30 protein-coding genes are annotated in these 25,961 nt (G+C 64.5%); 19 read left to right on the forward strand and 11 right to left on the reverse strand.

From position 1 onward, the window contains the following. Nucleotides 1–61: 61 nt before the first annotated feature. The gene (locus RFA01S_RS22785) at nucleotides 62–505 is read right to left on the reverse strand and encodes a bleomycin resistance protein (protein ID WP_237606111.1); all 444 of its coding nucleotides are present in this window, start codon (nucleotides 503–505) and stop codon (nucleotides 62–64) included. A gap of 140 nt (nucleotides 506–645) precedes the next feature. On the opposite strand from RFA01S_RS22785, the gene RFA01S_RS22790 reads away from it, so the two are divergent. From RFA01S_RS22790 to RFA01S_RS22830, 9 genes are all read left to right on the forward strand, one after another. Next, nucleotides 646–2,325, forward strand: a complete 1,680-nt coding sequence (locus RFA01S_RS22790; protein ID WP_072692204.1) for a TnsB C-terminal domain-containing protein — start codon at nucleotides 646–648, stop codon at nucleotides 2,323–2,325. 4 nt (nucleotides 2,326–2,329) lie between these two features. Beyond that, nucleotides 2,330–3,268 (forward strand): TniB family NTP-binding protein, encoded by a 939-nt coding sequence (locus tag RFA01S_RS22795; protein ID WP_052060748.1) that lies wholly within the window; start codon nucleotides 2,330–2,332, stop codon nucleotides 3,266–3,268. Continuing rightward, nucleotides 3,265–4,497 (forward strand): TniQ family protein, encoded by a 1,233-nt coding sequence (locus RFA01S_RS22800; RefSeq protein WP_052060749.1) that lies wholly within the window; start codon nucleotides 3,265–3,267, stop codon nucleotides 4,495–4,497. Before RFA01S_RS22795 ends, RFA01S_RS22800 begins: the two co-directional genes overlap by 4 nt. A gap of 204 nt (nucleotides 4,498–4,701) precedes the next feature. Further along, entirely contained in the window at nucleotides 4,702–5,874 is a 1,173-nt protein-coding gene (locus RFA01S_RS22805) for a site-specific integrase (RefSeq protein ID WP_032407519.1), read from the forward strand. A gap of 101 nt (nucleotides 5,875–5,975) precedes the next feature. After that, nucleotides 5,976–6,965: a site-specific integrase gene (locus tag RFA01S_RS22810; RefSeq protein WP_052059180.1), complete on the forward strand. Its 990-nt coding sequence runs from the start codon at nucleotides 5,976–5,978 to the stop codon at nucleotides 6,963–6,965. 259 nt (nucleotides 6,966–7,224) lie between these two features. Further along, nucleotides 7,225–8,211: a DUF302 domain-containing protein gene (locus RFA01S_RS22815; RefSeq protein ID WP_080729192.1), complete on the forward strand. Its 987-nt coding sequence runs from the start codon at nucleotides 7,225–7,227 to the stop codon at nucleotides 8,209–8,211. Continuing rightward, nucleotides 8,212–8,763 carry a sigma-70 family RNA polymerase sigma factor gene (locus RFA01S_RS22820; protein WP_027494238.1) on the forward strand — a complete coding sequence of 184 codons (552 nt, stop codon included), beginning with the start codon at nucleotides 8,212–8,214 and terminating at the stop codon, nucleotides 8,761–8,763. It abuts the gene before it with no gap. Further along, complete coding sequence (locus RFA01S_RS22825; RefSeq protein ID WP_027494239.1) at nucleotides 8,760–9,437, forward strand: zf-HC2 domain-containing protein; 678 nt, start codon at nucleotides 8,760–8,762, stop codon at nucleotides 9,435–9,437. The genes RFA01S_RS22820 and RFA01S_RS22825 overlap by 4 nt, the downstream gene beginning before the upstream one ends. 504 nt (nucleotides 9,438–9,941) lie before the next feature. Beyond that, the gene (locus RFA01S_RS22830) at nucleotides 9,942–10,577 is read left to right on the forward strand and encodes a uracil-DNA glycosylase (RefSeq protein WP_051364861.1); all 636 of its coding nucleotides are present in this window, start codon (nucleotides 9,942–9,944) and stop codon (nucleotides 10,575–10,577) included. A gap of 31 nt (nucleotides 10,578–10,608) precedes the next feature. Here the strand turns inward: RFA01S_RS22830 and RFA01S_RS22835 are convergent, their stop codons facing one another. The 9 genes from RFA01S_RS22835 to RFA01S_RS22875 all read right to left on the reverse strand — a co-directional run bounded on the left by RFA01S_RS22835 (nucleotide 10,609) and on the right by RFA01S_RS22875 (nucleotide 17,825). Then, the gene (locus RFA01S_RS22835; protein WP_051364864.1) at nucleotides 10,609–10,956 is read right to left on the reverse strand and encodes a hypothetical protein; all 348 of its coding nucleotides are present in this window, start codon (nucleotides 10,954–10,956) and stop codon (nucleotides 10,609–10,611) included. A gap of 95 nt (nucleotides 10,957–11,051) precedes the next feature. After that, nucleotides 11,052–12,224, reverse strand: coding sequence for a TDT family transporter (locus RFA01S_RS22840; RefSeq protein WP_080729195.1), 1,173 nt, complete (start codon nucleotides 12,222–12,224; stop codon nucleotides 11,052–11,054). A gap of 69 nt (nucleotides 12,225–12,293) precedes the next feature. Further along, entirely contained in the window at nucleotides 12,294–13,199 is a 906-nt protein-coding gene (locus RFA01S_RS22845) for a LysR family transcriptional regulator (protein WP_230074817.1), read from the reverse strand. A gap of 170 nt (nucleotides 13,200–13,369) precedes the next feature. Continuing rightward, nucleotides 13,370–14,404 carry an arsenic resistance protein gene (locus RFA01S_RS22850; protein WP_051364866.1) on the reverse strand — a complete coding sequence of 345 codons (1,035 nt, stop codon included), beginning with the start codon at nucleotides 14,402–14,404 and terminating at the stop codon, nucleotides 13,370–13,372. After that, the gene (locus tag RFA01S_RS22855; RefSeq protein WP_027494242.1) at nucleotides 14,401–14,832 is read right to left on the reverse strand and encodes a MerR family transcriptional regulator; all 432 of its coding nucleotides are present in this window, start codon (nucleotides 14,830–14,832) and stop codon (nucleotides 14,401–14,403) included. The genes RFA01S_RS22850 and RFA01S_RS22855 overlap by 4 nt, the downstream gene beginning before the upstream one ends. A gap of 312 nt (nucleotides 14,833–15,144) precedes the next feature. Continuing rightward, entirely contained in the window at nucleotides 15,145–16,023 is an 879-nt protein-coding gene (locus RFA01S_RS22860) for a phosphatase PAP2 family protein (RefSeq protein WP_051364869.1), read from the reverse strand. Nucleotides 16,024–16,390: 367 nt separating this feature from the next. Further along, entirely contained in the window at nucleotides 16,391–16,951 is a 561-nt protein-coding gene (locus RFA01S_RS22865; protein ID WP_027494243.1) for a universal stress protein, read from the reverse strand. Between the two features lie 26 nt (nucleotides 16,952–16,977). Then, nucleotides 16,978–17,343: a fluoride efflux transporter CrcB gene (gene crcB / locus RFA01S_RS22870; RefSeq protein WP_027494244.1), complete on the reverse strand. Its 366-nt coding sequence runs from the start codon at nucleotides 17,341–17,343 to the stop codon at nucleotides 16,978–16,980. Further along, complete coding sequence (locus RFA01S_RS22875) at nucleotides 17,340–17,825, reverse strand: fluoride efflux transporter FluC (protein ID WP_027494245.1); 486 nt, start codon at nucleotides 17,823–17,825, stop codon at nucleotides 17,340–17,342. Before RFA01S_RS22875 ends, crcB begins: the two co-directional genes overlap by 4 nt. A gap of 924 nt (nucleotides 17,826–18,749) precedes the next feature. On the opposite strand from RFA01S_RS22875, the gene RFA01S_RS22880 reads away from it, so the two are divergent. From RFA01S_RS22880 to RFA01S_RS22910, 9 genes are all read left to right on the forward strand, one after another. Continuing rightward, nucleotides 18,750–19,367 carry a recombinase family protein gene (locus tag RFA01S_RS22880; protein WP_027494212.1) on the forward strand — a complete coding sequence of 206 codons (618 nt, stop codon included), beginning with the start codon at nucleotides 18,750–18,752 and terminating at the stop codon, nucleotides 19,365–19,367. Nucleotides 19,368–19,470: 103 nt separating this feature from the next. Continuing rightward, complete coding sequence (locus RFA01S_RS22885; protein WP_051364842.1) at nucleotides 19,471–20,424, forward strand: DUF2637 domain-containing protein; 954 nt, start codon at nucleotides 19,471–19,473, stop codon at nucleotides 20,422–20,424. A 117-nt stretch (nucleotides 20,425–20,541) separates the two neighbouring features. Next, nucleotides 20,542–21,375, forward strand: coding sequence for a hypothetical protein (locus tag RFA01S_RS22890; protein WP_027494211.1), 834 nt, complete (start codon nucleotides 20,542–20,544; stop codon nucleotides 21,373–21,375). Between the two features lie 99 nt (nucleotides 21,376–21,474). Beyond that, nucleotides 21,475–21,675, forward strand: a complete 201-nt coding sequence (locus tag RFA01S_RS22895) for a type II toxin-antitoxin system HicA family toxin (protein ID WP_027494210.1) — start codon at nucleotides 21,475–21,477, stop codon at nucleotides 21,673–21,675. Next, the gene (locus RFA01S_RS22900; protein WP_032407520.1) at nucleotides 21,672–22,058 is read left to right on the forward strand and encodes a hypothetical protein; all 387 of its coding nucleotides are present in this window, start codon (nucleotides 21,672–21,674) and stop codon (nucleotides 22,056–22,058) included. The genes RFA01S_RS22895 and RFA01S_RS22900 overlap by 4 nt, the downstream gene beginning before the upstream one ends. A 41-nt stretch (nucleotides 22,059–22,099) precedes the next feature. After that, complete coding sequence (locus tag RFA01S_RS27900; RefSeq protein WP_169879469.1) at nucleotides 22,100–22,252, forward strand: hypothetical protein; 153 nt, start codon at nucleotides 22,100–22,102, stop codon at nucleotides 22,250–22,252. Nucleotides 22,253–22,254: 2 nt separating this feature from the next. Next, nucleotides 22,255–22,455, forward strand: a complete 201-nt coding sequence (locus RFA01S_RS27525; protein ID WP_139278507.1) for a hypothetical protein — start codon at nucleotides 22,255–22,257, stop codon at nucleotides 22,453–22,455. Nucleotides 22,456–22,520: 65 nt separating this feature from the next. Continuing rightward, entirely contained in the window at nucleotides 22,521–23,372 is an 852-nt protein-coding gene (gene imuA', locus RFA01S_RS22905; RefSeq protein ID WP_051364841.1) for a DnaE2-dependent mutagenesis accessory factor ImuA', read from the forward strand. After that, nucleotides 23,369–23,638 carry a hypothetical protein gene (locus RFA01S_RS22910; RefSeq protein WP_174557305.1) on the forward strand — a complete coding sequence of 90 codons (270 nt, stop codon included), beginning with the start codon at nucleotides 23,369–23,371 and terminating at the stop codon, nucleotides 23,636–23,638. Before imuA' ends, RFA01S_RS22910 begins: the two co-directional genes overlap by 4 nt. Before the next feature lie 123 nt (nucleotides 23,639–23,761). Here RFA01S_RS22910 and RFA01S_RS22915 read toward each other — a convergent pair whose 3' ends face one another. Beyond that, complete coding sequence (locus tag RFA01S_RS22915) at nucleotides 23,762–24,979, reverse strand: glycosyltransferase 87 family protein (protein ID WP_032407521.1); 1,218 nt, start codon at nucleotides 24,977–24,979, stop codon at nucleotides 23,762–23,764. A 227-nt stretch (nucleotides 24,980–25,206) separates the two neighbouring features. On the opposite strand from RFA01S_RS22915, the gene RFA01S_RS22920 reads away from it, so the two are divergent. Next, nucleotides 25,207–25,614, forward strand: a complete 408-nt coding sequence (locus RFA01S_RS22920) for a MerR family transcriptional regulator (protein WP_032407522.1) — start codon at nucleotides 25,207–25,209, stop codon at nucleotides 25,612–25,614. Nucleotides 25,615–25,961 lie beyond the last annotated feature (347 nt).

Genomic DNA, 25,961 nt, shown 5'->3' on the forward strand with positions numbered 1-25,961 from the left:
CCATCGAGTCCGCGGCAGCACGAGGGACGTCGGGCTCGTTGCTCCTCGAGGGGGGGTGGGGTCAGGGTGCGCCGTCGCCTGGAGTGTTGGGCTCGTGTTGCCTCTTCTCGGTATGGAACGTGATCAGATTGCCGTCGATGTCGACAGTTGCGAACTCCGTCGTTCCCCAGCCTGTCGAGACGGGACGGCCTACGTCTGCGGGGTGAAGCACCCCCGCGCGGGACATCTCGGCGTAAAGGTCGTTGATCTCGTCCACGGCGATGCGGCAGCTGGCGGTGCCGGCAAGGAACGTCTCGGCTCCGCTGCACACCGGCCATGCCGCGTGGTCTGAACGGGTATCCCAGCTGTCGTCGTCGGCGGCCCACAAGTGGATCTCGACGTCGTCGCGGGTGAGCCTCGCGAAAGTCGGGTCGGTGTACCGGGTCGTGAAGCCGAACGATCGGACGTATATCTCGGCAGCGGTGTCGATGTCTCGTACCGGCAGCGCAGGTACCACTTTCGACATGCCCATAGGTGTCAACTTCAGAAGACGGCTGCACTCTTTGCAGGCGTTTCGAGGGTGAGTGCACGTGTCTTCTGACATTCTGATGTCAGAAGTGCGGTGCACGGTCGCACGTTCGGCTCTCGGTGACAGGGAGGCTTGAGATGGACCCCGACAAGCTCGACGTCGTGGAGACCGGTGTGCTGACAGCGTCGGGGGAGCGGTGGTCCCAGGCCGAGGCCCGTTTCGCTGTCCTGGCTCCCTTGCTGGAGGGGCATCCGGTGCGTTCGGAAGCGGTCGACGATGCGGCCGAACGACTGGGGTTGTCGCGGCGTCGGGTCTATGCGTTGCTTGGCAAACTCAGGGACGGGACGGGTACGGTCACCGATCTTCTGACGAAGGTCTCGTCGGGAGGGCGTGGCCGCAGCCGAGTAGCGGCTGAGGTCGAGGAAGTGATCGGCGATCACCTCACCCGCTATTTTCTTCACCGCCAGAAGCTCAGTATCGCTGCGCTGCACCGACGTATAGCATTGGCCTGTCACCGCGCGGGTCTGCCAGTGCCGGCCAGAAACACTGTCACCGCGCGTATCGACGCGCTCCATCCGGCATCGGTGGCCAGGTCACGCGGAGGACCCGATGCCGCCCGCCCACGTCAGTCCGCCGGCGACGATCCACCGACGGTTGCGGGGATTCTCGATCAGGTCCAGATCGACCACACCGTCGTCGATGTGATGGTCGTCGACGAGTACGAGCGGCAACCGATCGGTCGCCCCTACCTGACGATCGCCATCGATGTCTTCAGCCGTTCCGTACTCGGGTTCGTCGTCACTCTGGAGGCGCCGTCGTCGATATCGGTCGGGTTGTGCCTGGGCCGCGTGTGCTGCGAGAAGCAGACATGGCTGGAGGCATGCGAGCTCGCGGAGCAGGTGCAGTGGCCGATGGCAGGGAAGCCGAAACAGTTGTATCTCGACAACGCCTCCGAGTTCAAAAGCGAAGCGCTGCGCCGCGGATGCGCCCAGCACGCCATCACACTCGAATACCGTCCTCCGGGTCGACCGCACTACGGCGGGATCGTCGAACGCATCATCGGAACGGCGATGACGGCGGTGCACGAGCTGCCTGGGACCACCTTCTCGAACCCAGCGGACCGAGGAAGTTACGACTCGGACAAGCATGCGGCGTTGACATTGCGTGAGTTGGAGCGCTGGCTGGTCCTGGCCATAGCCTCGTATCACGCGAGTGTTCACACAGGGATCGGGAACACTTCGGCCGCCGTGTGGGCCGGCGGGGTCGCCGCAGCTGGTCATGCCCCTCGTGTGGTGCTCGGCGAAACCGCGTTCCTGGTGGACTTTCTTCCCGTCATCCGGCGACGTCTGACGCGCACGGGCTTCGTTCTCGATCACGTGCACTACTTCTCGAACGCGCTCAAACCGTGGGTTGCGCGGCGAGAGGATTTGGGGCGGTTCGTGATACGACGTGACCCACGCGATTTGAGCAGAATCTGGGTCCTCGAACCAGACGGTGCCGGCTATGTCGAGGTGCCGTACCGGACGATGTCACATCCCGCGGTGACACTGTGGGAGCACAGAGCTGCTATCACTCGTCTCCGCGAACAAGGTCGGTCGAACGTCGATGAGAGCGCACTGTTTTCGATGATCGAGCAGATGCGCGAGGTCACCGACCGCTCGCAGAAAGCCACCCGCAAAGCCCAGCGCAACCGTGCCCGCCGCACGCATCTCACCGGCGCCGCGTCTGCACCGATCCCCGCGATCCACCCGCCGGTGGAGCCTCGAGCGGACGGCGGCACCGCAACGCCGGTCTTCAGCGACATCGAGGAATGGTGACGCGATGACCGCATCGACAGGAAGCAGCGACGAACCCACCGAGTCGTCCAGCGAGGGTTTGGGGCACCTGCGGGAGTCGGTTCGACCGCTCACCGCACTCGACGACGCGGACCGGATCCGGTCGATTCGGTCGGAGAGGTGGATCGGGTATCCGCAGGCCCGTACGGTCATCGACCATCTGGAGACGTTGCTGTCGTGGCCGGACCGACAGCGTATGCCGAACCTACTGTTGCTCGGTCCGACGAACAACGGCAAGTCGATGATCATCGAAAAGTTCCGGCGCACTCATCCGCCGATCAGCTTGTCCGATCGCGAGCAGATACCGGTGTTGTGCATGCAGATGCCCCCGGACCCGTCACCCGGCCGGTTCTACCTCGCACTGCTCACAGCGTTGGGAACACCGACCAGGCCCCGCAATCGGGTCCACGAACTCGAACAGCAAGCATTGATGCTGCTCCGCGTCACCGGCGTACGGATGTTGATCATCGACGAGCTCCACAATGTTCTCGCCGGCCGCGACAACGTGCGCCGCGAATTCTTGAACGTGCTGCGGTTTTTGGGCAACGAACTACGCATTCCTCTCGTCGCTGTCGGCACCCGTGATGCTTACCTCGCCATCCGGACCGATCCGCAGCTGGAGAATCGATTCCACCCCATCACTTTGCCGGTCTGGACCAACACAGCCGACACCAGATCACTGCTGGCCAGTTTCACCACGAGCTTCCCCCTCCGCAAACCCTCTCACGTGACATCACTGGAGATGACCGACTACCTTCTCACTCGCTCCGAGGGCACCATCGGTGAACTGGCAACGTTGCTCACTGCCGCAGCAGTGACCGCCGTCGACAGCGGAGAGGAAGCGATCACCTCATCGGTGCTCACGCGCACTCCGTACGTTGGCCCCACGGAGCGACGTCGCCAGTTCGAGCGCCACCTCGCATGAACGCGCGGCTCGCACCGATGCCCGATGGTGCGTACGTTCGCCCGTGGCCGCTGCACCCGCAGCCACTGCCAGGCGAGGCCCTCTCGTCCTGGTTGGCCCGGATATGCGAGCTGTATCCGCACATCAGGCCCTCTGACCTGCTTGCAGACCTCGAAATCGATTGTGCTGTCGGGGATCTCGACCGCTACACACCGGAGCCGATACTTGTCGAGCTGGCCGGTCGCGGCGCGGTCCCGGTGGAGAGGGTGCGGATGATGACGTTGGCGGGGTGGACACCGTGGCTGCTCGACAGCACCGACCCCGCCGACTGCGACTTCGACACCTACGTCCACCAGTTCTCGATCCTGCTACCGGCCGACCTCGCGAGGGAGGATCGACGACGCCGCACACCCACGAGCGAAGCATGGTTGCCGTGGGCGAGCACTCCGCGCAGTCGGGCATGCCCGGAATGTATCGACAGCCTCGAATCCACTGCTGATATGAACATGACTCTGCTGCATCAATATCCGGTGCTGAGCAGCTGCCTCGACCACCGTTGTCGACTCGAACCCTGCTCTGCGTTGCCTGGTCATGCAATTTTCTGGGATCAGGTCCGGTTCGGTTCGCATGAACGGGTCTCGCCCGTTCCGGTTCCCTCAGCGGTCACGGACCTCGATCGGCGCAGCACCGAGGCTCTGACGACGGGATGGGTGGAACTCGGCCCAGGCCGGGTACATGCCGCAGTGTGGTTCCGGCTTCTGCGCACCGTCGTCGACGAAGTGTCCACGCCACTGGTTCGCACCGGACGGTGGGCGACGAGGCTCGTTGCGATCTGGAAGGCCGCCGGTCGTTCTCGCCCGTTGCGGACCGCGTGGGTTCCGTTCGAGGACCTGCACTGGGACGAGCAGGCGACAGTCCTCGAGGCCGCAGCGATCGGCATTGCGATGGTCGAGAGCGGTGAGATCGATGCCGGCGGTGCGCACGCATCTCTGCTGCGCCCACGACCGTATGAGCCGGTCGATCCTGGGACCGCTCCGACGCGCTCGTCTTATCCCGCACCTGAGCGCGATTTATGGGCTGACGCGCACGCTGCGGCCGAGGCCGCCATCGCGGCAGCGCGCGTCGATCCCGCATCCGCCAGTTCGTTGTACAACTTCCTGCTCCGGGGGTGCCGCACCGCAGCGGAGCTGGATGAGACGGTGCAACTGTTCCTCGACCACGGGATCCCGCTGCACCATCCGCCGACATAGCTCTCGCCCGATGGAGCGGGGTCGTCCGCGATGCACGCGCGGCGATAGCCAAAGAGCCCTTTTTCGCGCCGGGGTCATAGTCACCAACGTTATTTGTGCGGTGACCGACGAGAATTTTCCTTCCCGCACCGTCTCCGCGGAAACGCCTGCTCAGCGTGCTTTCGGCCTGAGAAGTCTGTCGGGAGGGCCCGCTACAGTCCAGCCATGACAGATCGCCAGCTCGTAGACGGCCCGACCACGATCCCGGCTGTCGTGCCGGGTGCCGCGGCGGTGTTTCCAGACCTACCGCCCGAGGTTGCTGCTCGGATCGAGCGTTCCATGGCCGCGTCCCGCTCGACCGGTACCCGCCGGGCCTACACCTCGGCGTGGCGACGCTTCGAGACCTGGTGCACCGTCGCCGGGCACCACGCGTTGCCGGCGCATCCCGCGACAGTGGCGGCCTACCTCGTCGCCGCGGCCGACACGCTCACCGTCGACGGGACGCGGGCGTACGCGGCCGCGACGTTCGGCAAGTGGATTGCGGCGATCGCCGACCGCCACCGCGCTACCGGACACGACAACCCGTGCGGGCACGAGATGGTGCGCGCCACCCTCGCCGGTATCCGGCGGGACTACGCGTCGGCGGGGGAGCGGCCCCGCAACCCGCGCGCACCGCTGCTGACCTCCGACATCACCACGATCGTCGACCACGCCCGACGCACTACAGCGGGGTGGGCGTCGGAGGTGCTCGAACGCCGCGACACCGCGCTGCTGCTGATGGGATACACCGGCGCATTTCGACGCAGCGAACTCGTAGCGCTGGAATGCCGCGATGTGCGCCGCGACCGTCTCGACGGTGCGCACGTACGGATCCGAAGATCGAAGACCGACCAGGACGGAACCGGCATCGGAACGGTGAAAGCGCTTCCGTTCACCGACCGGCACGAATCCTGCCCGGTCTGCGCGTGGGTGCGATGGCTGCAGATCGTCGCCGCGTTCGACACCGGGGGCAGAGCCGCCGTCATTCGACTGCTTTCTCGCGCAGCACAATTCGACTCCCATCTCTGCCGCGGCACCCTGCCGACCGCCGAGAAACGGTCGCCGCTGTTCCGGTCTGTCCGCAAGAACGGCAACCTCTCCGACACTGTGTTGTCCGGGGCAGCGGTCCATGCGGCGATCCGCCGCCGCGCAGCTCACGCCGGGTACGACCCCGAGACTGTCATGCAGCTCGGCGGCCATTCCCTGCGGGCAGGATTCGTCACCCAAGCCTTCCGTAACGGTGCCGATGCACATGCGATCATGCGCCAGACCGGGCACACCACACCCGCAATGGTCGAGACATATGCCCGCGAGCACGCCCCTCTGGTCGGCAACGCGGTCACCGAACTCGGTCTATGACCGGGCGTGTGACTTCACCCGTGAACGCCGATAGGGCGACCGGGGTAGATGCTGACCACGACGACTGCACCGGTTCGATTCGACCAGCGGATATCACGAACGTGGCGGTGCCGAAGCGGGATCGGCACACGTGGTCACTGTTCGAGGACTGGTGCACCGCCCATGACGAAACACCACTGGCGGCCTCCCCGGATTCACTTGCTCGGTTCCTCTCGGCGCACCCCGCGGCGTCCACGACCCAGCGCCGCCGGATCGCGGTGATCGACGCCGCCCATTCCCGGCACCTGTTACCCCAGCCGGGCCGTGCGGAGGTCGTCCGGGCTGCGCTGGACGTGGCGCGTACGGCGCGCCTGCACGAGCTGGCAGCCGTGATCGGCGGCGTCATCGCGCGCCTCCCCGAATCCGGTTGGCCGTCCGAACTGTTCGCGCGGCGAGACGCCCTCGTCCTGGTCTTTGCCTCGACCGGTCTGCCGTACACCCAGATCGCGGCCCTGCGGCCCTGCGACGTCACCGCCGATCCGAGGATCGATGCCCTTCGTATCGACACAGGCCGCGGCGTTCGCACCGTCACTCCTCTCGCACTGATGGAGACGGGTATCTCGCCGCGGACGGTGTTCCAGCGCTGGTTGGAGGTGCTGGGCCATCACACGCGGTACCCGAACACTCGAATGCTCGCCGACGCTCTCGATGCCGTGGGCGGTACCGGGCTCAGCGGATTCGACCGGTACGTCGATCCGGCCGGTCGACAGCCGCTGTCGACCGCAATCGACCGGTGGGGTCACACCCCGCTGACTGCGACTGCACTTACCGCCCATGCGGTCGCCGACATCGTTCGAGCGCACCTGGACGGACGAGCACCTGTGCACCGACACCATTCGGTGCAGGCACGGCAGCCGAGCACAGATCTCGTACCCAAGCCCGCCTCGGCTTCGCTACTCGACCCCGGCTACTACGAACACGGGACTCGGGCACGCCGAGACGCACACCAGCTACTCGGTGGCGTCGATTCGACGCTCGACGACGTCGAAGAGCGTGCGGATTCACTGTTGAAGCGGCTTCTCGAATTCGTCGAGGCAGAAGTGCCGCCGTGAGGTCGGCCGTTCGTGCCGCGAAGATGGTCCCTGCACCCGTTCAGGCCGCTTCTGTGGCGTGGAGACGCTCGACGAGACCGGGGTGAACCGATCGATCAGATCTCCGCTTGCGTGAACTCGACTGTGTCGCCCTCCGGTGCACCGACATTCCGGGAGCAATCGCCGGAGGGAACTTCGGTTCGGGTGAACCCCTCAGGCTCGGTGTGCGTACACCACAGTGAAGCCCACCGCTGGCGTGGGCACGAGGACAGGACACGTGATGAGCACTTCAAGGTTCCGTATGGCAACGTCGCTGCTCGCGTCGGCGGCGGTGATCGCCCTCGCCGGGTGCGGTTCCACCGAACCCACCGGTTCGGTGGCGGTGTCGAGCACTCCGGTGTCCACGTCGGCGGACGCGAAGGCTGCGACACCCGATGTGGCACCGTCCGAACCCGGACTGGTGGTGTACGCCAGTAACTACTCTGTGAGTGACACGGTCTCTCGGGTACAGCGCGCGCTGGAGACGGCGGGAGCTGTGGCAGCCACTGTGGATTTCGAGAAGTTGGCACAGGGAGCAGGTGAGACGATCCGCCCGACCACCGTGGTGATCGGGGGGAATCCGAAAGCGGCGTCGCCGTTGATCGCCGCGGACCAACGGGCCGCGATCGACCTTCCACAGAAGTACCTGGTCTGGCAGGCCGCCAACGGAACGGTGTTTCTGGCATACAACTCCGCCGAGTACATCGCGACGCTCGCAGGCATCCCGGTCTCGTCCGACGCCCTCGACGGACTCCGGGCCGGCTCGGCATCGACCGCGTCCGATGCGACGGGATCCTCGGCGGCCGCCGCAGAGGGCACCGATGTGTCCGCAGCGCCGGGATACCTGGTCGAGAAGACCAGTGATGCATCGGTTGCAGCGTCCATTGCCCGATACGAGGCAGCGTTCGCGGCCAAGAATCAGCCCACAGTCGCAACCGTCGATCTCGCGTCCGCCGCTGCCGAGACACCTCTGAGGCCCACCATGGTCACCTACGTCGGTAATCCTGCGGTCTCGACTGCGCTGGTCGGAGCGCAGCAGACCATGGGGATCGACCTCCCCGCCCGATACGTGGCGTGGCAGGATGCCGAAGGGATCGTTCACGTGGCTCACCCCGATATCCGTGTACTCGCCGCTCGGCATTCGATCTCGCCGACCAATCCTGTTCTCGACATGGTCGCCGCCGCCACGACCGGTTTCACCGATGCCGCTTCCGGCTCGGGCAGTTAGGTGGACGGTGTCGAATCCGGCTCACAGCACAACCACCAGCTCGTCGATGCGTCCGAAGTCGCCATGTCGGCGCTCTTCCGCGAGCACCAGCACGCAGTGACTCGATTCGTCAGCCGCTACACCCAGACCCGCGAGCAGTGTGAGGACATCGTCCAGGAGACGATGTTGCGCGCGTGGCGCGGGATCGACCGCATCGATGTGACGGCAGCATCGACGCGGTCCTATCTCATGACCATCGCGCGAAACGTACTCACCGATCAGTGGCGGGCGAGCACGAGCAGGCCGACTCTCGTCCACGATCAGATCGCACTCGCCGCCGAGTGCATCGACGACGAATTGGGCGGGGTCCTCGACGGGTGGCTCATAGACGAGTCGCTGCGTCGGTTGTCCGAGGAGCATCGAGCAGTCATCGTGCTCATCTACTACGAGGGTCGAACCGTCTCCGAAGTGGCCGCGCACCTCGATATCGCGGTCGGCACGGTCAAGTCCCGCTCCTATTACGCTGTGCGTGCCCTACGCCGGATCTTCGACGAGTTGGGATTGATTCCATGAGCTCAGCGCACGACGAGATCCGACCACTGCTCGGGGCGTACGTACTCGACGGACTCGAGCGCGACGACCGAGCAGCGGTACGACGACACCTCGACGACTGCCTTGCCTGCCGAACCGAAATCGACGTCCTGGCACCCGTCGCAGGAGTGCTTCGACGTCGCAGGCAGCCAGCAGATCTCTCACCGGTGCACTCGACGGCCGGTGCAGACCAGCGACTCGACCACCTGCTGAGCGCGATGAGGCATCAACGGACCTCCGAGAAGAGGCGGCGGCGAGTGTGGACTGCGGTGTCGGCGACCCTCGTTCTGGGAGTCGCTGCGGCGATCGTCCCGCTCAGTACCCTCGCCCGCTCCGACGATTCGACAACGGTGAACGATGCGGGTGCCCGCCCGCTCGTTCTGTCGAGCACCGTCGGGGCCACAGGTGACCTCGAGCTCACCACGAAAGCCTGGGGCACATCGATCGACGTCGACGTTCAACAACTCCCCGGCGCAGGCATCCTCACTCTGCAAGTGGTCGGCAACGACGGGACTCGACAACAAGCAGCTCAATGGTCGGTCACCGCGAGCCGAGCAGCAGCGGTGACCGGCGCAACGTCCCTTTCTGTCGAGGACATCCACTCGATCGTGATCGACGATCCGGCGGGCAACACGATCGCGCGGGCCTCTCGCTGAGACCGAGTCGTCACGGACACGGGCAGGTTTCGATGCGGTGCCTCGGACAGCGTGTCGGTCGCGTGGCCGCCCGAACGGCTGGACCGCGGTCGAGTGAGATCGGGACGCTGACGACGTACCCCGGATCGACATCCGAGTCCGAACGCGCTGGCTCTGCGTTCGCCGCACCGCATCGGTCCGTCGCTCGTTTTCCGGACTCATTCCAGAAAAGTCGTGCATACTTTCGGTCGGTTCGGTACCCACTGTGGCATATACCAAGGGGGGTATGTAAGTACCCTAGGGGGTATCCGACCTGATCTGGAATCGAAGTCGATGAGAAGACGGGTGCAATAGGCACCACACGGCCTGTCGTGGTTATCTCATAGGTGTGTTCAGGCAGCGGAGTCGTCAAACGCTCAGCAGTGGTCGTCGAGGCGAGCCACCGAGAGCTGGCGTCTACGGCTCACGGTGCGTTTCCCCATGGCCAGCAGTACGTGTGGCGTGGGTCAGCAGTGAGTGCGGCGTATGACAGATGATGACGTGTGGTCCGGAAAGCACGCCCGAGCGCACGATGCCCCGGTCCGCTCACTCAATGCGTCGGTGTTGCGATGGAGGATCGACACTGCACGGTCCATTCCACTGTTCGATCCCGACGACGGCGGCGACGCGGCTCGCTGTCTGGTGCTGTTGGAGTCTCCGGGGCCGAAAACGATACGTCCGGGCGGGACCAACATGTGTTCGTTCGACAATCCAGATCGAACGAACCCCGTGCTGAAATCGGTGTTCGCCGACGCGGGTATCGACCGGGTGCAGTGCGTCAAGTGGAATATTGTGCCGTGGGCAGTGCTCGATGACGCCGGTCATCCGGTATCGCCGACGGCATCCGTTCTCGGTGAGGCGGGCCCATATGTCGGCGAGCTTATGGCCTTGCTGCCGAAACTGGAGGTGGTTTTCGTTCTTGGTGCGAAGGCTCTCGATGGCTACATGCGCGTCATCACTGCATCTGCTCCCACCCGCCTCCTCCCGGTGATAGCGGCACCGCACCCCTCGGCTCGCAACGCACACGCACCGGCGGCTGCTCGCCAGCGGTTGATCAACGCAGCACTGTCGGTCGCAACGCACCTGGAGAAGGCACCTGAACCCCGCACTGTGCTGAGGTAGGGCGGATCGTGCTGCTGCTGCCTCCGACCGGTCAGTCCTGGTGGGGCTGGCGTTCGCCGGTGTCGGTGTCGATGTCGATCACCTCGTCCGGGCTGTCGGGGTGGTACTGGATGATGTGTGGTTCGGCGGCACCCCGGCGTGCACCGTCTCGATATGAGAACCAACATCCCGCGAACAGCACCACTGTCACGATCGCTGCGACGACGGTCCAGCCCTCGAACCCGCCGGCGAGGGCCGTGAGAAAGGCCCCCGCAGCAGCTGTTCCCGCCATCAGCAACAGCCAGGTCAGATAATTTTCGGTGACTCGTGCCCAGACGCGTCCGCGGCTGCCCCGTCTCGGGGTATCGGAAGTCGGTGTGTCTGCATTCGGTGTGTTCATCGTGATCGTGAGTCCTTTCCGGGGTCAGTGGTCGATTGGATCAACGCTGTTCGTTCGGTATCAGCGTTCCGAGTGGGTACTACCCGGCGGTCGGTTCAGCTGGGTTGAAAAAGTTTTCCTTGCACGCTGCCGCGGAGAGTGTGGGCGGCGACTGTGCCCCAGGCTGCGAGCAAGGCCGCATACAGTCCGATTGCAAGGGCCTCGACCGCGGCCGACCCCAGAGCGCCGCCGAGGGCAGTGGCACCGGTGACGCAGGTGCCGATGGGGAAGGTGAACGACCACCAGGTCAGTGAGAATGTCAGTCCCTTCTGGGCGGCATGGATGGTGAGGGCGGTTGCGAGGGTGAACATCAAGACGCCGAAGCCGCCCATCGTCAGTCCGTACAGAATGCCGAACACGTGCAGGCCGGTTGCGACGGAGGCGGTCTCGCCGGTGAACACCAAGGGTGCATCGTTGCCGAGCAGGTTCGCGGCGGTGATCGATTGACCGATCATGCCGAGGGTGATCCACACCGTCGGTGCTGCCTGGACCGGCGGGATTCCGCCGTGGACGAGCCGTCCGTAGATGAGCGTCATGGTCAGCATTCCGATGATCAGTGACAGCCCGAACATCGCGTAGCAACCGGACAGCATGGCCAGGCGCCATTGCCCATCCGCGATATGAGGGAGCAGCAGCGCACCGGTGGAGGCGGACACCATCGGCGGTACGACGGGCATCAACCACGCCGGGAGTGCGACGGCGGTCTGGTGATCGTGGGCGGTGATCATCAGGTAGGGCACGAGAATGCTGGTGATCAGCCCGAGGGCTGTGCCAGCGGTCCACAGGACGGCAAAAATCACGGTTGCGGGCGCCGCTCCGATGACGTCTTTGCCCAGCAGCATCGTCCCGGCACCGACGGTCAGCAGCGCCATGGGGGGTGCGCCGTAGAACTGCACCATCACCGGATGCGCGGCGTGCTCACGCGCATACTGCCGGTGTCGGATCCAGTGCACTGCGAAGGCACCGGAGAGTGTGATCAAGGCGACCGACGCTGCGATCCACACGATCGTTGCGAACACGTGCAGTCCGGGGATGTGGGCGGGCAGGGTGGCGGCGGCGTTGGCGACGATACCGGTGCCCATGACCGAGGCGAACCAGTTGGGGGTGATGTGTTCGAAGATCTGGCTCGGGTGGTCGAGGTCGGAGAGCACCGGCCACTTGCGCGGCCGCTCGGTATCGTCGCCGCGCCGAGACGTGATGGAGGAGCGGTGCAGAGCTGTCGTGGTCATGACTTCCAGCGTCCTCGCACACAGTCGTCACCGGTAGACACCGATTACCTGGCCGGTCCCAACCTCAGGTTATGACTGCGGGGATTTGAGGGCGACGACGAGCAGGTCGCTCGACGGTCCTCGCAGTTCACGGCCCGCGGGCCACACGGCACGCAGGAACCGGCGCAGGTCGAGCCCCTCTGTGTGAACGCGGGCCAGCGTTCCGGCGGCGATCTCGGCGGATACCGCGAGGGAGCTGAGTACGGCCGGTGCGAGGCCGCCGATGACGGCAGCTTTGATGGCAGTGGTGGAGGACACCTCGAGCAGTGGCGCGGCGAGTGGGCCCGCAGTCCGGAGCGCACGTTCGAGCGCGAGACGTGTGCCGGACCCGGGTTCGCGGGTGACCAGCGGTGTCGCGGCCAGTTCGCTCGCCGTGATCGTTCGTCGAGCCCATTGATGATCGGGGGCGACGACGACGACGAGTTCGTCGCGGGCAACGTCCTTCGAGTGGAGTCCGCTGGGCAGATCGGGGCTTTCGACGAATCCGATGTCGGCGCGGCCGTCGAGCACCGATGCGGCTACGTCGACAGAGTTTCCGGAGGTGAGAGTCGGTGTGATGGAAGTGTCGTGGGAGCGCAGTGTGATGAGCCATCGCGGTATGAGGTATTCGGCGATGGTGAGGCTTGCGGCGATACGAATGTGGCTGTGGCGGTCGGTGCGCAGCATTGCGATGCTCGTGGCGAGCTCGGCGGCTTCGGCGATGACGCGCTCGGCCCAGCCGGCGACCAGTTCGCCGGTTGCGGTGAGGGTGGCACCTCGCTGCCCGCGATGCAGGAGTGCTACCCCGATGCGGCTTTCGAGTGCTTTCAGGCGTGCGCTCGCCGCTGGCTGCGACATGTCATGCGCCTCCCCTGCGCGTCCGATGCTTCCCAGCTCGGCGACGGACAGCAATAATTCGTAGCTGATCAGGTCGGTCACATGGGTCGGCAGGGGCACGGTGCCAGCGTAGAGACTGCAGTCGTAGCGGGCGCGGAGCCCACAGGCGCGTTTGCCGGAAAAGTCCCCATTCGATGCTCAATGCTCGCGGGAAGTGGAACGGGGTCGCGGCACTGGATCCCGTGGTTCGTTCACCCTCACTGACGCCACCTGCTTTTATCCAGTTCTCGTCACCCAGGATTGCCTTGGTTCGTGCGAGTTGTTTCGAACTTCACCGGTGCTCTCGCAGCGTGAGCTGGGACAAGGCAGGGGATGAGTCGGACGTAGGCGACCATTCCGATCAGCTCCACCAGTGTCTGCGTCACCACGACCACGGCAGCAAGAGACAGTGCTGGTGGCAGCGCGAGCGCCAGCGGCAGAACGACCAACGAATTTCGGGTGGCACCGGAGAAGATCAAGGCCCGAGCGTCCGGGACGTCCAGGCGGGTCACTCTGGCCGTCGCCCATCCGACAACCGCCATGATGACCAGGAACGCGACGAAGATCGGCACCGCGGCAAACAGCTGGGAGCCTTCGGAGCGGACTGCGTCGATCTGCGACGCCACGACGACGGCAAGAGTGGCCATCATGACCGGCACCATCGCCGCGGCCATCACATCCATGATCTGGGTGCCGATACGCCGACGACGCGCAAGTGCTTGCGTCAGGGCCGCCAACACCAGAGGAACAACGATCAACAGCACGAACGCTTCGACGAACGGTGCAATGTCGATGATCTCCACCAGCTCGGACCCGACGAACAACCACAGGTAGAGCGGCAGGAACGCGATCTGCAACAACATCAACAGCGGCGCGCTCGCGAGGAGCCGTTCCGACGCTGCACCGGCCAACCCACTGAAGACGATGACGTAGTCGATGCAGGGAGCCAACAACACCAACAGCACACCGACGAGTACCGCCTGATCAGCAGCAACGAACCGGGTCAGAGCGAATACGACGATTGGAACGAGCACGAAATTCAGTACTACGACGCTGAGCAAGAATGTGCCGTCGCGCAGCGATGCGCCGATGGCGGAGAACGGAACCGCGAGGAACGTAGCGTAGAGCAACACGATCAGTACCGGATTGATAGCAATCTCGAACGCATGCGCCGACGACGGCGCACCCAAACCGACACCGCCACCGATGAGCAGGGCCAGCAGGTAGAGCGGGATCTGGAACTTCTCCAGCCACGCCACCACCGAGGTGGTGCTCGATATGTTCATGCGGTGCCCACCGCGGTGTTCGCTGAGATCAGCCAGGTGCAGTCCGGATTGCATGGCGTCGGCGCGTCGGGTGTGTCCCCGAGCCGGGCCAGCGCGTCGGTCAAACTCTCACGCAGAGCGGTCAATTGAGCGATCGATTCGTTGGCGTGCGCGATGTGGGACTCGATGGCGGGGCCGAGTTCGGCTTTGACTGCTGCGCAGGAGTCTTTCTCCCAGACACGAAGGAGAAGTTTGATCTCCGGCAGCGACAGGTTCAGGCTCTTGGCGGCGGTGATGAACGCCAAGCGTTGCCGAGCGCGGTCGTCGTAAACGCGGTAACCGTTCGCCGAACGGTCCGCCGGGAGCAGGCCCTCGCTTTCGTAGAACCGTAGCGTGGTCGCCGGGACGCCGGTCGCCGATGACAGCTGTGAAATGCGCAGAGCGGACATGCGCACGAGGATAAACCTTCGAGTCGGGTGGAAGGTCAAATCCTTGACCTTCCACGCAGGTGCTGGGGCTAACGTCGGGCCATGTTCCCAGCGAGACCGCGCCCGGACGTCCGGGCGCTCATCCGTCTAGACCTGACGCCTCTCAGCGAGATGAAGGCCCCGTCGGCGTGCACGCTCTCAACGGCTGACCAACCTGAGGGTATCGAGTTGTGGGCAACGATCCTCACCTGCGCTACCAGCCGCGGACGGTCGACGGCGGACTTGTATTCACCTTCCCGTCACGTAGTGCTCGGAGTCGGAGTGGGTCCGCGATCAGTCGGGTGAGGCTGCCTGAGGGGTCGGTCCGAGCCGGACATTGACCCAGTGTCGGACCGGAGGGATCGACCACATGGTCCACAGTGCGAGGAGCGCAGTGCTGGCGGCAAGAATGCTCGCGGCGACGTCGAGCGGGAAATGTACGCCGAGGTACAGCCGGGAGGCAGCGACGGCGAGCGCGAACAGCACTGATGTCGTGCGGGCCAACCGCCGGACAATTACGTGCGCCCGAGCGGTGAGCAGGACCACAAGCCCGATCATGGCCGCAGCCACCGCTGTATGTCCAGACGGGAACGACCACACGGTGTCGGGAGGAATCAGCCAGAACCGTTGCGGGGGACGGGGTTCGCGGATGCTGTATTTCGCGATTGTCGACACGACGAGGGTAGATGCCATCACTGCCAGGGCCCATGCCGCGTCGACCCGTCGGCCTCTCCACGTGAGCCATGCGGCGATACCGATCGCCACCACGATTCCGACGACCGGTTGTGCGCAGTCCGTGACAAATTCGGCGAGGGCAGTGGCCCAGCCGGCGCGATGAAGGGCGATACGGTCGTGGAACCGCAGACCCGCCTCTGTCACAGCAGTGGTGGAGGCGAGAGTGCCGGCGGCGAGCAGTGCGGCAAATGCGAGCAGAGCGGCGGCAAACGGCCGAATCCACGGACGAGCAGGAAACATAGGTGACTTTCCTTGGTTGGGTTGCGTGGGATGGACGGTGGGGTGCCAGGTGCGGCGACGACCGGTGGCGAGTAGGGCGGCCACTGCGATGACCTGGATTGCGGGAACGACGGTGAGCGACGCGGGAATCGAATGTCGTAGAGCAGATCGGTTTTCGGCTGGGGAACGGATGGCTTTGCCGCTCCGTTCGTCGATCACGAGAACGCAGACGCGCCAGTGCGCCGGCGATCCAGAGGAAGTGCACGGCGATGACGGGGTGGGCGTAACCGGAAACGTCGACGCCCAGAAGCGGCGGCTTGGTGTATGCCACCGGGCCGGAGACCGAGCGCACCATCAGCGCTGCGACCTCGTCGGATGCGGTGACCACACCCCGACGACGAAGGCGGTAGCCCCCCGCGAGGCGAGGGGGCCGGTGATCGAGCGGGCACCTTCGTAGACGAAGTCCGCGAGCATGCTGACCGTCCCGAACGCGACAACGAACCGACACGCCCCCCATCGATGGTCGTGGCGGTTCGGTGGATTTCTTTCTGGAAGCGCGCGGCGGGAACCCGGTGCGGCGGATGGGTCACCGGCGTGTTTGGGCTGCGTCACTATGCTGCCTATCGGTAGCGGGGACGAGGAGGACCGGGCGGTGGGCGTGGCGGGCGAGTGTCGCGGACACCGATTCGCCGACGGCCCTCTCCACCAGTGACATCATCCCGCCGCGGGTGGTACCGATGATGATCATCAGGGCGTCGTTGGCGTCGGCGATCGTGGTCAACAGTCGAGCCGGGTTGCCCCGCCTCGAGTAGAACGCCCAGTTCCCGGGGATGGCGGCCAGCATCGCGCATGCCTCGCGGCGCTCTTGTTCGACAGCGTCGGCGATGCGTTGTTCCCAGTCGTCGCTGTCCGGGTCGATCGGCAGGTCATCGGTGTCGACGATGTGCGCTACATGCAGGAACGCGTTCAGTCGACCGGCAAGGTCCATCGCGTAGGTCAAGGCAGCGTGGCTTGCTGGGTGCCGGTCGAACCCCACGACCAGGTGGCACACCGGTTCTACCGAGGCGGCGGGGCCGTCCACCTGTAGCGGAGCGCGCCAGTCCCCTAGGTCGTCGCAGGAGGCGTGGCTGGGATCGTCCTCGGTCATTGTTTTCTCCTCATATTGTTTTCTCCTCATACGGAAGCCAGGACGAGACCGGCACCGCCGGCGACGACAGTCACCAGCAGGGTGCCGACCGCGTTCAACACGCCAGCGATGTACTTCTGACGTTGGATCAGCCGCACCGTCTCGAAACTGGCGGTGCTGAAGGTGGTGTACCCGCCGCAGAAACCGATGCCCACGATCAGCTGAAGTTCCTGGGGTAGTCCGTGGAAAAGGATCAGTCCGGTGACGAATCCGAGGAGCAGTGATCCGGTCACGTTGATGATCGCTGTCGCCCAGGGAAAATCCGACGCCCGGCGGTGCCTGATGGCCCCGTCGAGCACAAAACGGACGATCGCCCCTGCACTGCCCGCGCAGGCGATCCAGAGTGTCGTCATTGTGTTGCCTCCGCGGGCCGTGTCCGCAGTCGCGCGGCGATCGCGATTCCGGCGGTGGTGGCGACCAGACCCACCAGTACGGTGCCGGCCGCGTAGCTGCCGGCGGCCCACCACTGATGGCTGCGCAGAAACAGATCGGTATCGACGGCCAGTGTGCTGTAGGTAGTGAACGAACCGAGCATCCCGGTGCCCACCAACAGCCGGACCCGCTGCCGCCACCCTGTGTCCGGGCCCAGGCGAGCCAATCCCTCCAGCAGCATTCCGAGCAGGAACGCCCCGACGATGTTGATAGCGAAGGTCGTCACCGGCCAGCCACTCGCGGCAGAGGAACACCACAGTCCGAGTTGGTATCGGAGCGGGGCCCCGACCAATCCACCGACACCGACGGCGGCGATCGCGGACGCTCGCGCATGCAGCGGGCTTGGGGGCGCACTGTCGGGATCGACCGGTAGGGTCGGATTCGGGTCGTGATGGCCGTTCATGGACAGACTCCTTCCACTCAGGGAAAGGAGCCATCAGCCCCAGGGTTGGGGCGGTTCAGACAACCCCCTACGGGGCGGTCTCGGCGGAGATCCATCGCCGGACACCACTATAGCCTGACCAGGGATCGACCCAAGCAGATCCGATGTACGTTCGAGATTCTCGGTCAGCAGGCCGAGGTGTCTATGTGCCAGCGCTGCAGCTCAACAACCGAACCCGGTTGTTGAGCTCGACTAACGGCCACGACGGCACCGGCCACGACGGCACCGGCCGTGCAACGGGTCGGATTGGACACCTGTGTTCGCGTATCAAGCCCGGTATTCCCGATCCGCCGACCACCGCGATCTTCTCAACACGGGTACGTGGCACACGGCGTCACCAAGACGCTGAACATTTCGCCGAACACAGCATTGTCGTCGAACTCAGAGCGGGCACCAGGCTCGGAACCGAGGTTCATTGCCACGCCGCATCGACACGCAGTCGACTAGACCACACTCGAACATGAACTGCGCCACCCAATTTAACCCCACTGCAGTAGGTCGAGAGTGAATCGGGATACTTCGAATCGAACGCATAGAACGTCTGGCGCACAAGCGCACTCAACATACCGGTGACGAGCTACGTCAAAGTCAAAGACTCCAAGGGAACACACACGACGTGTCGAGGGCAATCATGTTCACTGGTAGATCGAGGACTTTTCGATCACAGAAGCTGTTCTATATGGTGGTTGTACGCGTAGCTCGGCGGGATGAATGCTACTGACCGGCGCTCCCGTGTGGTGGGTAAGTGCAGTCGTCTTCTGAACTAGTGCAGTCGTCTTCTGAAACTGACATCGGGTGGGTGTTCGACCAGCCTGTCGGTGTCCTGGTAGATAGTCCTGCAAGAAAGTCCAGTTTGGTCGCAGGTTTCGAGATGGAGGGCTTCAGGTGGACGAAAACCTGATCGGGTACGCGCGATGCTCCACACGCGGACAGGATCTGCGAGCGCAGCGCACAGCCCTCCGCAAGCTCGGCGTCGACACCGGCAACATCTACACCGACCGTGGCTATACCGGACGCAACAGAGAACGACCCGGTCTGAACGAAGCCCTTTCCGCAGTGGGGGAGGGAGACACTCTGGTCGTCACCAAACTCGACCGACTCGGCCGCTCGGTCACAGACCTCCACGCCATCGTCACGGAACTCGACAGCAAGGGGGCTCGCCTGATCTACGGTGGCCAGGTCTACAGCCCCGGCGACCCGGCGAGCAAAATGTTCTTCACCGTCCTCGGCGCGATGGCCGAATTCGAGGCCGACTTGACCCGCGCACGCACGCGTGAAGGTGTGGCCATCGCCAAAGAGCAGGGCCGGATGACCGGACGCAAACCCAAACTCACAGCGTTGCAACACGAACGCATCCTCGAAGACTACGAATCCGGTCGATACGGTGCAGCTTCCCTCATGGACCTTTACGGCCTCAGTCGCTCTGCTGTTTACGCCTCGCTTGCTCGTGCTCGCCACCAACGCGACACCAGCTCACCCCGCACCACAACGACCGGAAGCTAGCTCGCCAGCAACCGCGCCACCACACTCACCAGCCGACACAGAGGCCCCGGTAGTGCTCCACACACCACCGGGGCCGGTCGATCACAGAACGGAACTGCGATCAATGAACAACGCTAATACCCTCGACCTCGACGCAACCAGCGAGGACACACTCGACATCCACCCACGCGTACTGACCGGCGCACTGATCACCGGCCTGACCATCGCCATCATCGTCGGCGCGGCTTCGTTCAAGCTCTCTTTCTCCACCCTGCTCGACCTCGCCGTCATGGCCGGCATCGACCCGGCCGACGCCTGGGTCATCCCCGTCGCCCTTGACGGCCCTATCCTCGCGGCCGCCGTCATCCGGATCGCCCTCTCTCAGCACACCGACGCTGCCACCAGGCGAGGCCGGCGACTCGTCGTCGCAGTGCTGACCGTCTCGGCGATCTTGTCCATCGCAGGTAACGCCTACCACGCAGTCTTGACCGCCACCGTCCTCAACGCCGCCGTCGCAGCTGCAATAGCAGCATTAGCGCCCGCGATGGTCCTCACGATGAGCGAGGTCGTCGCGGTCGTCCTGCGCGCACCACGCCGCCGCCGGACCACGACCAAGAATGACACTGCAGGTGCTACCGCCGAAGCGGCCGCACCAGCTCGAACCAACGAACCGACCACCCGCGCGGAAGTCGAACAGAACACTGCCGGAACGGTATCGGGCATTGCCGGTATAGACGAAGACCTCGACAACGGCCTGCTCAAACCTGCCGTGTGGACCAGCGTCGACCTCTACCTCGCGCACCCCGATTGGTCACTGAGCGACATCGCACGCCACCTCGAACTCCACACCTCGACAGTCTCGCGACACATCAAGACCTGGACTCAAGTCCAGCAGAACATCGCCGCCGAGCGCAGCACCGCCGCCCCCATCCTGGCTAACCAGGCACACGCCGCCGACCCCGACCACCACTCCGACCCCGACCACCACTCCGGTGCCGCGCAGACGAGTTCGGACTACCGCGTCGGCGACTACGCCCCGATGAGCAGCGATCGTGACTACGCGGATGCGGCGCGATGACACAACAGTGAGCCGTCAGAACATGCGCAGACCTATCAGCCAGAGCCGCAACAGAATTCGCCCGATACGGTTGTACTGAGCGACTCACACCACCGCTATCGAAGAACGGGAAGAGACATGGACGCCGAACAGGCGGGGTACGAGGTCACCGAGATCAAAGCGATCCGAGGTACCGAATCGAAAACGATCGCAAGCAAGCAGCAAGAAGGCTGGGAGCTCGTCGACCGACAGGACGGTCTCGTGCGAACCACCATGACCTTCCGTCGACCAAAGCCGAAGCCCCCCTGGCGAATGTGGGCCGCACTCGGCGGAGTCGGTGTCATCCTGGCGGGCATCATCACCGTCGGGGCGCTCACCGAAGACGACAACGACGCGTCGACGACCGACGCCGCGGCCGCCTCGAGCGCGGAGCAGCCCTCCCCTGAGCCTGCTCCGGAACAGGAAGCGGAACCCTCCCCGTCGGCCGACCCGATGATCTGCGATACGACGGACCCATGGTCGCGGGGAGGTCCATGCACGTTCGGGCAGACCGCGATCTACAGCGACACGAGGCGGGATTTGAGCGAGGTGAGGCTGGAGATCACAGTGGGCGCACCGGTCGAGTTTGCACTGAGCGAGGACGCCATCATCGACTCTGACCAGCCTCCGTACCCCGTGAGCGTCTACTTCCCGGTCACCGTCAAGAACATATCCCCGGACTCAGCCATGCCGAGTTCGGTCTCTACCCAGGCGACAAATGCCGAACAGGGCAAATACAGCGGTAAGTATGTCGGTATTCAGGAAGTGAGGGACGGGGATGTCGGCTTGCGATCGGTCACCTCGGCTCTCGACCTGCCCGTGGGCGAAACCCTGAGCGTCAAGGAAGGCTGGAACATGACGACACTCGATGGTGTGGAGTACATCCTATCGATCGATGGTCTCGGCGGATACGACATCGAGTTCACGCGGTGATCCCTGAGATCGCCTCCGGGACGCCCACCCCGACATCGTTCGATCCACATTTGTCTAGCCCACTTGACTAGAAAGTGTCCAACCGGCTAGACTAAAGTCATGGTTACCGAGCAGCCCACGCGGAAAGTGGTCAAGGCCCTCAAGGCGGCCGGCTTCTCGTCGGTTCGTACGGTCGGTTCACACAGCACGTGGGTCTCGGCCGACGGAGTTGTGAAAGTGACTGTGCCCGATGGGCACCGGACTATTTCGCCGGGCGTGTATCGGAAGATCCTTGCAGCTATGAAGGAGGCTCAGAAGTGAGCAAGACTTACACGGTGTCCATTACCCGCGACGGCAAGTGGTGGATGATCGCTGTCCCTGAACTCGACGCTCTGACCCAGGCCCGCCGCATCGACGACGTCGCCACCGCGGCGAAGGAGTTGATCGCTCTCGAAACCGGCGTCTCCCTCGCCGACGTCGAGATCGAACAACACATCGAGCTCGAGCCCGGGGGAGAAGACCTCGCCGCCCGCGTCGCCGACATCAAAGCCCAACGTGCCCATCTGAGCGAAGAAGAGGCGCGAGTGAAGGCCTCGACCGAAGCGTTCGCCAAGCAGCTCGCAGGCGCGCACGTCCCGGTGCGCGATATTGGATCACTTCTCGGAGTGACGTTTCAGCGAGCCAGCCAACTCGTCAACAGCTGACCACCTGACTCCGCGGACGCGGAGGCCGGGATACTGCTCCCATGACCAGTGACCGCAGTTTCGATCCGGATCCCGATCATGGACAGGACGGATGGGTGACGCTGCCAAGCGGGCAGCGCGCCTACCGCTACGTGGGATCGGACGACCTGATCTACGACGCGGGAACCGCACCCGACGCCGCCGCGTCGAACTAGGCATGGACCCAGACGAACGCGCCGCCATCGTCGACGAGGGGTACGACCCCGACGACCCGGCCGTGCTCGCCGACCTCGATCACGTCACCCGTGTGCTCGCCGAACATCGCCACCTGACAGCCGACCCCGAACTTTCCCTCGCGTACCTCGTGAACGCCGCCAGAGTTCACGAACCAGGGCCAGCGTCGGGCGTATGCAGGTAGTTCGACATCGAACGTATGTTCGCATAGATTGAGGGGACTGTTCCGTCCGGCGAAAGGTCGCACTCATGGCCGGTACCGCCGATACGATCCCCGACCTGACCAACCTCGACAAGGCCGCGCAGCTCGCCGCTCTTCGCCGCAGCATGGCCGCGATCCCCGGACGCCGCGACCACGCACCCGCCGACTCCGACGACTTGCCCGCATTCCCTCCAGCGCAGCCGAAGGTGCAGGCCGCCGCGATGGAAGGCGATGAACGAGCCCTGAGCGGCCCTGTGCGCTCACGAACCCTCAGAACCCTGCCGGTGCCCATGCCTCTGTCGGAACTGCTGCCACGTGGCGCACTGGCCCGAGGAACGGCCCTGTCGATCACCGGTGCCGGATCGATTCTCGTTGGGCTCGTCGCCACCGCCACCGCGGCCGGCCACCACGTCGCCCTGATCGGTCAACCCAAGTTCGGGCTCCTCGCCGTCCACGAACACGGCGGGGACCTGTCGAAGATCGCCCTGATCGACCCCGGTCAAGCGGACCCTCTCGACGCCGCCAATATCTGCATCGATGGGATCGATCTGGTCATCAGTACCGTTCACGGTCGCGACGTACCGCCGACCCGCGCGCGTGCCCTGTTGGCCCGAAACCGCACTCATGCAGGGATACTCGCGATCACAGACGGTCGAATGCCCGGCCTGGACGTGACGATTTCCTCTCGTCCCGTCGGCTACGGTGGCATCGAGCAGGGGAGGGGTCGTATCCGTTCGATCACCCTCGAGACCACCGTCCACGGACGCGGAATCACCCAGCGCACAGGCCGCTTCACCCTCACTGCACCTACGTTCGGCGAGCACGGCGTGCGCTGGGCCCCAGCGGGTACCGACGCAACTCCCGTCCACCGGCCGCACCGACTGGCGGTCGCGCAATGAACGGTGATCTGTACGAGAACTGGCCCGTGACCTTCGATCCCCCCACGCGCCGCATCGTCGATCCACCCCAGCGAGTCCTCGTCAACGTGGCGCTCACCGTGGCAGGCTCGTCCGGAGGCGGATCATTCCGCGACGGAACGCCGCTCAAGGTCCGCTCCGAAGGCCTCTCGATGGACGTCAAAGCGCCAGGTCTGCTCCATGCGTGGGCGAAAACATCACGCGGACAGTGGCTTTGTTGTAGCGACGGTACGATCTTGACCGTTTGACCGAACGTGCGTGGGGAACGGGTTGTCGCGTTGACGACCTCAGGGTCGAGTAGGTGCACCCTCATCAGACGTCGTCTGGAGGTCGCCGTTCCCTGGTGAGCACACTGGGCGGGTAAAGCCGACTCAGGCGGCGACGACGGCTTTGGGCGCGGTCGGCACCGGGTCGGGGTGCCTGTTGCGTGCGGCGACGACTGCTGCAGCCAGTAGGACGAGCGCAGTGAGGAACTGCGCATTACCGCCGATGTGTCGTAGTGCGAGCTCGAATGATCCTGTTGCTGAGTCGATTCCGTCGAGGAGCTGGTACGGAGCGATCACGAACACGGCGATGGACCCGACGAGCAACAGGCGCCAACTCCGATACTGCGGAGCAATGGTGAGGGGGATGAGCAGCACGCTGTACACCCAATGGTGGGTCACAGCGAAGGGAGCGGCCAGCAGCGAGGCGAGTGCGACAACCGCCAGCGCGAGCATCGGTTCGTGGGACCGGGTGAACCTGCGTGCCGACCAGGCGGCAGCGCCGACGATGGCCACGGCGGCGAGCGCCCACACTGCGTCCTTGACCAGGCCATCGACTCCCAGTCGAGCAAGCACCCCGGTGAACGCTTGGTTGCGAACGAAACCGTGGCCACCGCCTCGTTCGGTGGCGAAGAACTCGGTGAGCCAGAAGTGCACCGAGGCTCCGGGGAGCAGCCAAATGCCCACCGCAGCAACAGCAATCGCCGTGGCGACGGCGCGAGCGATCGAGGTGTAGTCGCGTCTAACGAGAAAGAACAACCCGAACGCTGCCGGGGTGATCTTGATCGACGCCGCGACCGCTGTCGCTACGCCGCGAACTCGACGCGGCAGCACAGCGGCGCAGTCGGCGACCACGAGCGCCATCAGAATGATGTTGATCTGCCCGAACCCGAAGTTCGATCGGACGGGTTCGAGGAGCAACGCGACACCGAGGGCAGCGAACGCCGTCACAGCAGGTCGCGAGACATCGAGCTTGCGTAGTACCGCAGCGAGGACCCACCACACGAGCGCAACATTGACCGCCGACCACAGCAATTGCAGAGTCGTCATCTCCAGCAACGTCATCGGCGCGAACAGCACTGCGGCTATCGGCGCGTAGATGAAGCGAAGGCCGGACCGAGTGGGGAAGTCTTCGGAATACAGCGGGAATCCATTGACGTACGCGGCTCCCGCATCCTGAAAGACGGCCAGATCGATCTGGTGGTCGTTCAGGGCCTGACCGATCAGAACGGTGACGGCCACACCCGTTAGCGCCAACCCGAGTACGACTACCGCCGCGAGCGTGACTCGCTCACGGCGGGTGGAAGGTTCAGCGGACACACGCATGCAAGTTCTCTCCTGACAGAGCGGGGGATCGAGGCTCGATGGGGGGCGATGCCGTGTCGGGCATCGGGGACGCACCACCACAGCCATGTCTACACTAACGTAACAGTAGAGTAGGTGATGGGTGGTCCGCCACTCGCTAGCGGTGGCCTGTCGCACGGCTAGAGTGGCCACGCGCGCCTGTATGCGAATCGATCGACGTCGGCGTGAGAACTCAACGGAGGGTGCGTATGTCGCGTGACGAACGAACCACGATGCAAATCGGCGAGGTCGCTCGGCGAACGGAGCTATCGGTTCGCACCGTCCGGCACTACGAAGACGTCGGCCTGCTGATGCCCTCCGCGCGCACGACAGGCGGCTTCAGGCTCTACACCGAGAGCGACGTCGACCGCCTGCTCGTGATCCGCCGGATGAAGCCACTGGGCTTCACGCTCTCGGAGATGAAAGAACTCCTCGACTCCCTGGACGTACTCGACGACCGAGGAGCCTCGACAACCCAGCGTGCAGCGGCCGCAGAGTTCGTCGAGCAGTGTCACGCAAAAGCCGAAGACAGCGTGCGTCGAGCTCGCCGACATCTGCGATACGCCGAAGAACTCACCGACTTGCTCGACAACTCACACGCCGCCGCGCAGGAGTGAAACCCGACCGAGGTCGATAACGTTCAGTCGCAAAGGCTTCGGGGTGCGCACGCATCCTGCCGCACCGACTGGTTCGTCACCTCCACCTCGCTTGCACGCGGCGCACGGCCCGCCCGATTTGCATTAACCCTACCATTGCGTAAGAGTAGAGATTGCTGACATCGTGACAGACAGCGCGCGAACAACGCACGCGTCGACACGACACGCGGATGCCCATCGGGTTCCGCGCACCTACCTTCCCTGGACGCAGCGATGCGTCCACCCGCTACCGCTGGCGACGCCTGCTCATGCCGACGAGTCCGTGGTGAGAACAACCGGAAACGGAGACAACTGTGTCACCAGCAGAA

The sequence above is a fragment of the Rhodococcoides fascians NBRC 12155 = LMG 3623 genome (assembly GCF_001894785.1).
Classification (GTDB): Bacteria; Actinomycetota; Actinomycetes; order Mycobacteriales; family Mycobacteriaceae; genus Rhodococcoides; species Rhodococcoides fascians.

What these genes read in the sequence shown, in the direction of transcription:
- RFA01S_RS22800 (WP_052060749.1), top strand. Translation starts at nt 3,265, where the DNA reads ATGAACGCGCGGCTCGCACCGATGCCCGATGGTGCGTACGTTCGCCCG.
- RFA01S_RS22830 (WP_051364861.1), top strand. Translation starts at nt 9,942, where the DNA reads ATGACAGATGATGACGTGTGGTCCGGAAAGCACGCCCGAGCGCACGAT.
- RFA01S_RS22850 (WP_051364866.1), bottom strand. Translation starts at nt 14,404, where the DNA reads ATGAACATATCGAGCACCACCTCGGTGGTGGCGTGGCTGGAGAAGTTC.
- RFA01S_RS22835 (WP_051364864.1), bottom strand. Translation starts at nt 10,956, where the DNA reads ATGAACACACCGAATGCAGACACACCGACTTCCGATACCCCGAGACGG.
- RFA01S_RS22915 (WP_032407521.1), bottom strand. Translation starts at nt 24,979, where the DNA reads ATGCGTGTGTCCGCTGAACCTTCCACCCGCCGTGAGCGAGTCACGCTC.
- RFA01S_RS22920 (WP_032407522.1), top strand. Translation starts at nt 25,207, where the DNA reads ATGTCGCGTGACGAACGAACCACGATGCAAATCGGCGAGGTCGCTCGG.
- RFA01S_RS22865 (WP_027494243.1), bottom strand. Translation starts at nt 16,951, where the DNA reads ATGACCGAGGACGATCCCAGCCACGCCTCCTGCGACGACCTAGGGGAC.
- RFA01S_RS22790 (WP_072692204.1), top strand. Translation starts at nt 646, where the DNA reads ATGGACCCCGACAAGCTCGACGTCGTGGAGACCGGTGTGCTGACAGCG.
- RFA01S_RS22815 (WP_080729192.1), top strand. Translation starts at nt 7,225, where the DNA reads ATGAGCACTTCAAGGTTCCGTATGGCAACGTCGCTGCTCGCGTCGGCG.
- RFA01S_RS22885 (WP_051364842.1), top strand. Translation starts at nt 19,471, where the DNA reads ATGAACAACGCTAATACCCTCGACCTCGACGCAACCAGCGAGGACACA.
- RFA01S_RS22875 (WP_027494245.1), bottom strand. Translation starts at nt 17,825, where the DNA reads ATGAACGGCCATCACGACCCGAATCCGACCCTACCGGTCGATCCCGAC.
- RFA01S_RS27525 (WP_139278507.1), top strand. Translation starts at nt 22,255, where the DNA reads ATGGACCCAGACGAACGCGCCGCCATCGTCGACGAGGGGTACGACCCC.
- RFA01S_RS27900 (WP_169879469.1), top strand. Translation starts at nt 22,100, where the DNA reads ATGACCAGTGACCGCAGTTTCGATCCGGATCCCGATCATGGACAGGAC.
- RFA01S_RS22825 (WP_027494239.1), top strand. Translation starts at nt 8,760, where the DNA reads ATGAGCTCAGCGCACGACGAGATCCGACCACTGCTCGGGGCGTACGTA.
- RFA01S_RS22895 (WP_027494210.1), top strand. Translation starts at nt 21,475, where the DNA reads ATGGTTACCGAGCAGCCCACGCGGAAAGTGGTCAAGGCCCTCAAGGCG.
- RFA01S_RS22910 (WP_174557305.1), top strand. Translation starts at nt 23,369, where the DNA reads ATGAACGGTGATCTGTACGAGAACTGGCCCGTGACCTTCGATCCCCCC.
- RFA01S_RS22855 (WP_027494242.1), bottom strand. Translation starts at nt 14,832, where the DNA reads ATGTCCGCTCTGCGCATTTCACAGCTGTCATCGGCGACCGGCGTCCCG.
- RFA01S_RS22890 (WP_027494211.1), top strand. Translation starts at nt 20,542, where the DNA reads ATGGACGCCGAACAGGCGGGGTACGAGGTCACCGAGATCAAAGCGATC.
- RFA01S_RS22805 (WP_032407519.1), top strand. Translation starts at nt 4,702, where the DNA reads ATGACAGATCGCCAGCTCGTAGACGGCCCGACCACGATCCCGGCTGTC.
- RFA01S_RS22795 (WP_052060748.1), top strand. Translation starts at nt 2,330, where the DNA reads ATGACCGCATCGACAGGAAGCAGCGACGAACCCACCGAGTCGTCCAGC.
- RFA01S_RS22785 (WP_237606111.1), bottom strand. Translation starts at nt 505, where the DNA reads ATGTCGAAAGTGGTACCTGCGCTGCCGGTACGAGACATCGACACCGCT.
- imuA' (WP_051364841.1), top strand. Translation starts at nt 22,521, where the DNA reads ATGGCCGGTACCGCCGATACGATCCCCGACCTGACCAACCTCGACAAG.
- RFA01S_RS22840 (WP_080729195.1), bottom strand. Translation starts at nt 12,224, where the DNA reads ATGACCACGACAGCTCTGCACCGCTCCTCCATCACGTCTCGGCGCGGC.
- crcB (WP_027494244.1), bottom strand. Translation starts at nt 17,343, where the DNA reads ATGACGACACTCTGGATCGCCTGCGCGGGCAGTGCAGGGGCGATCGTC.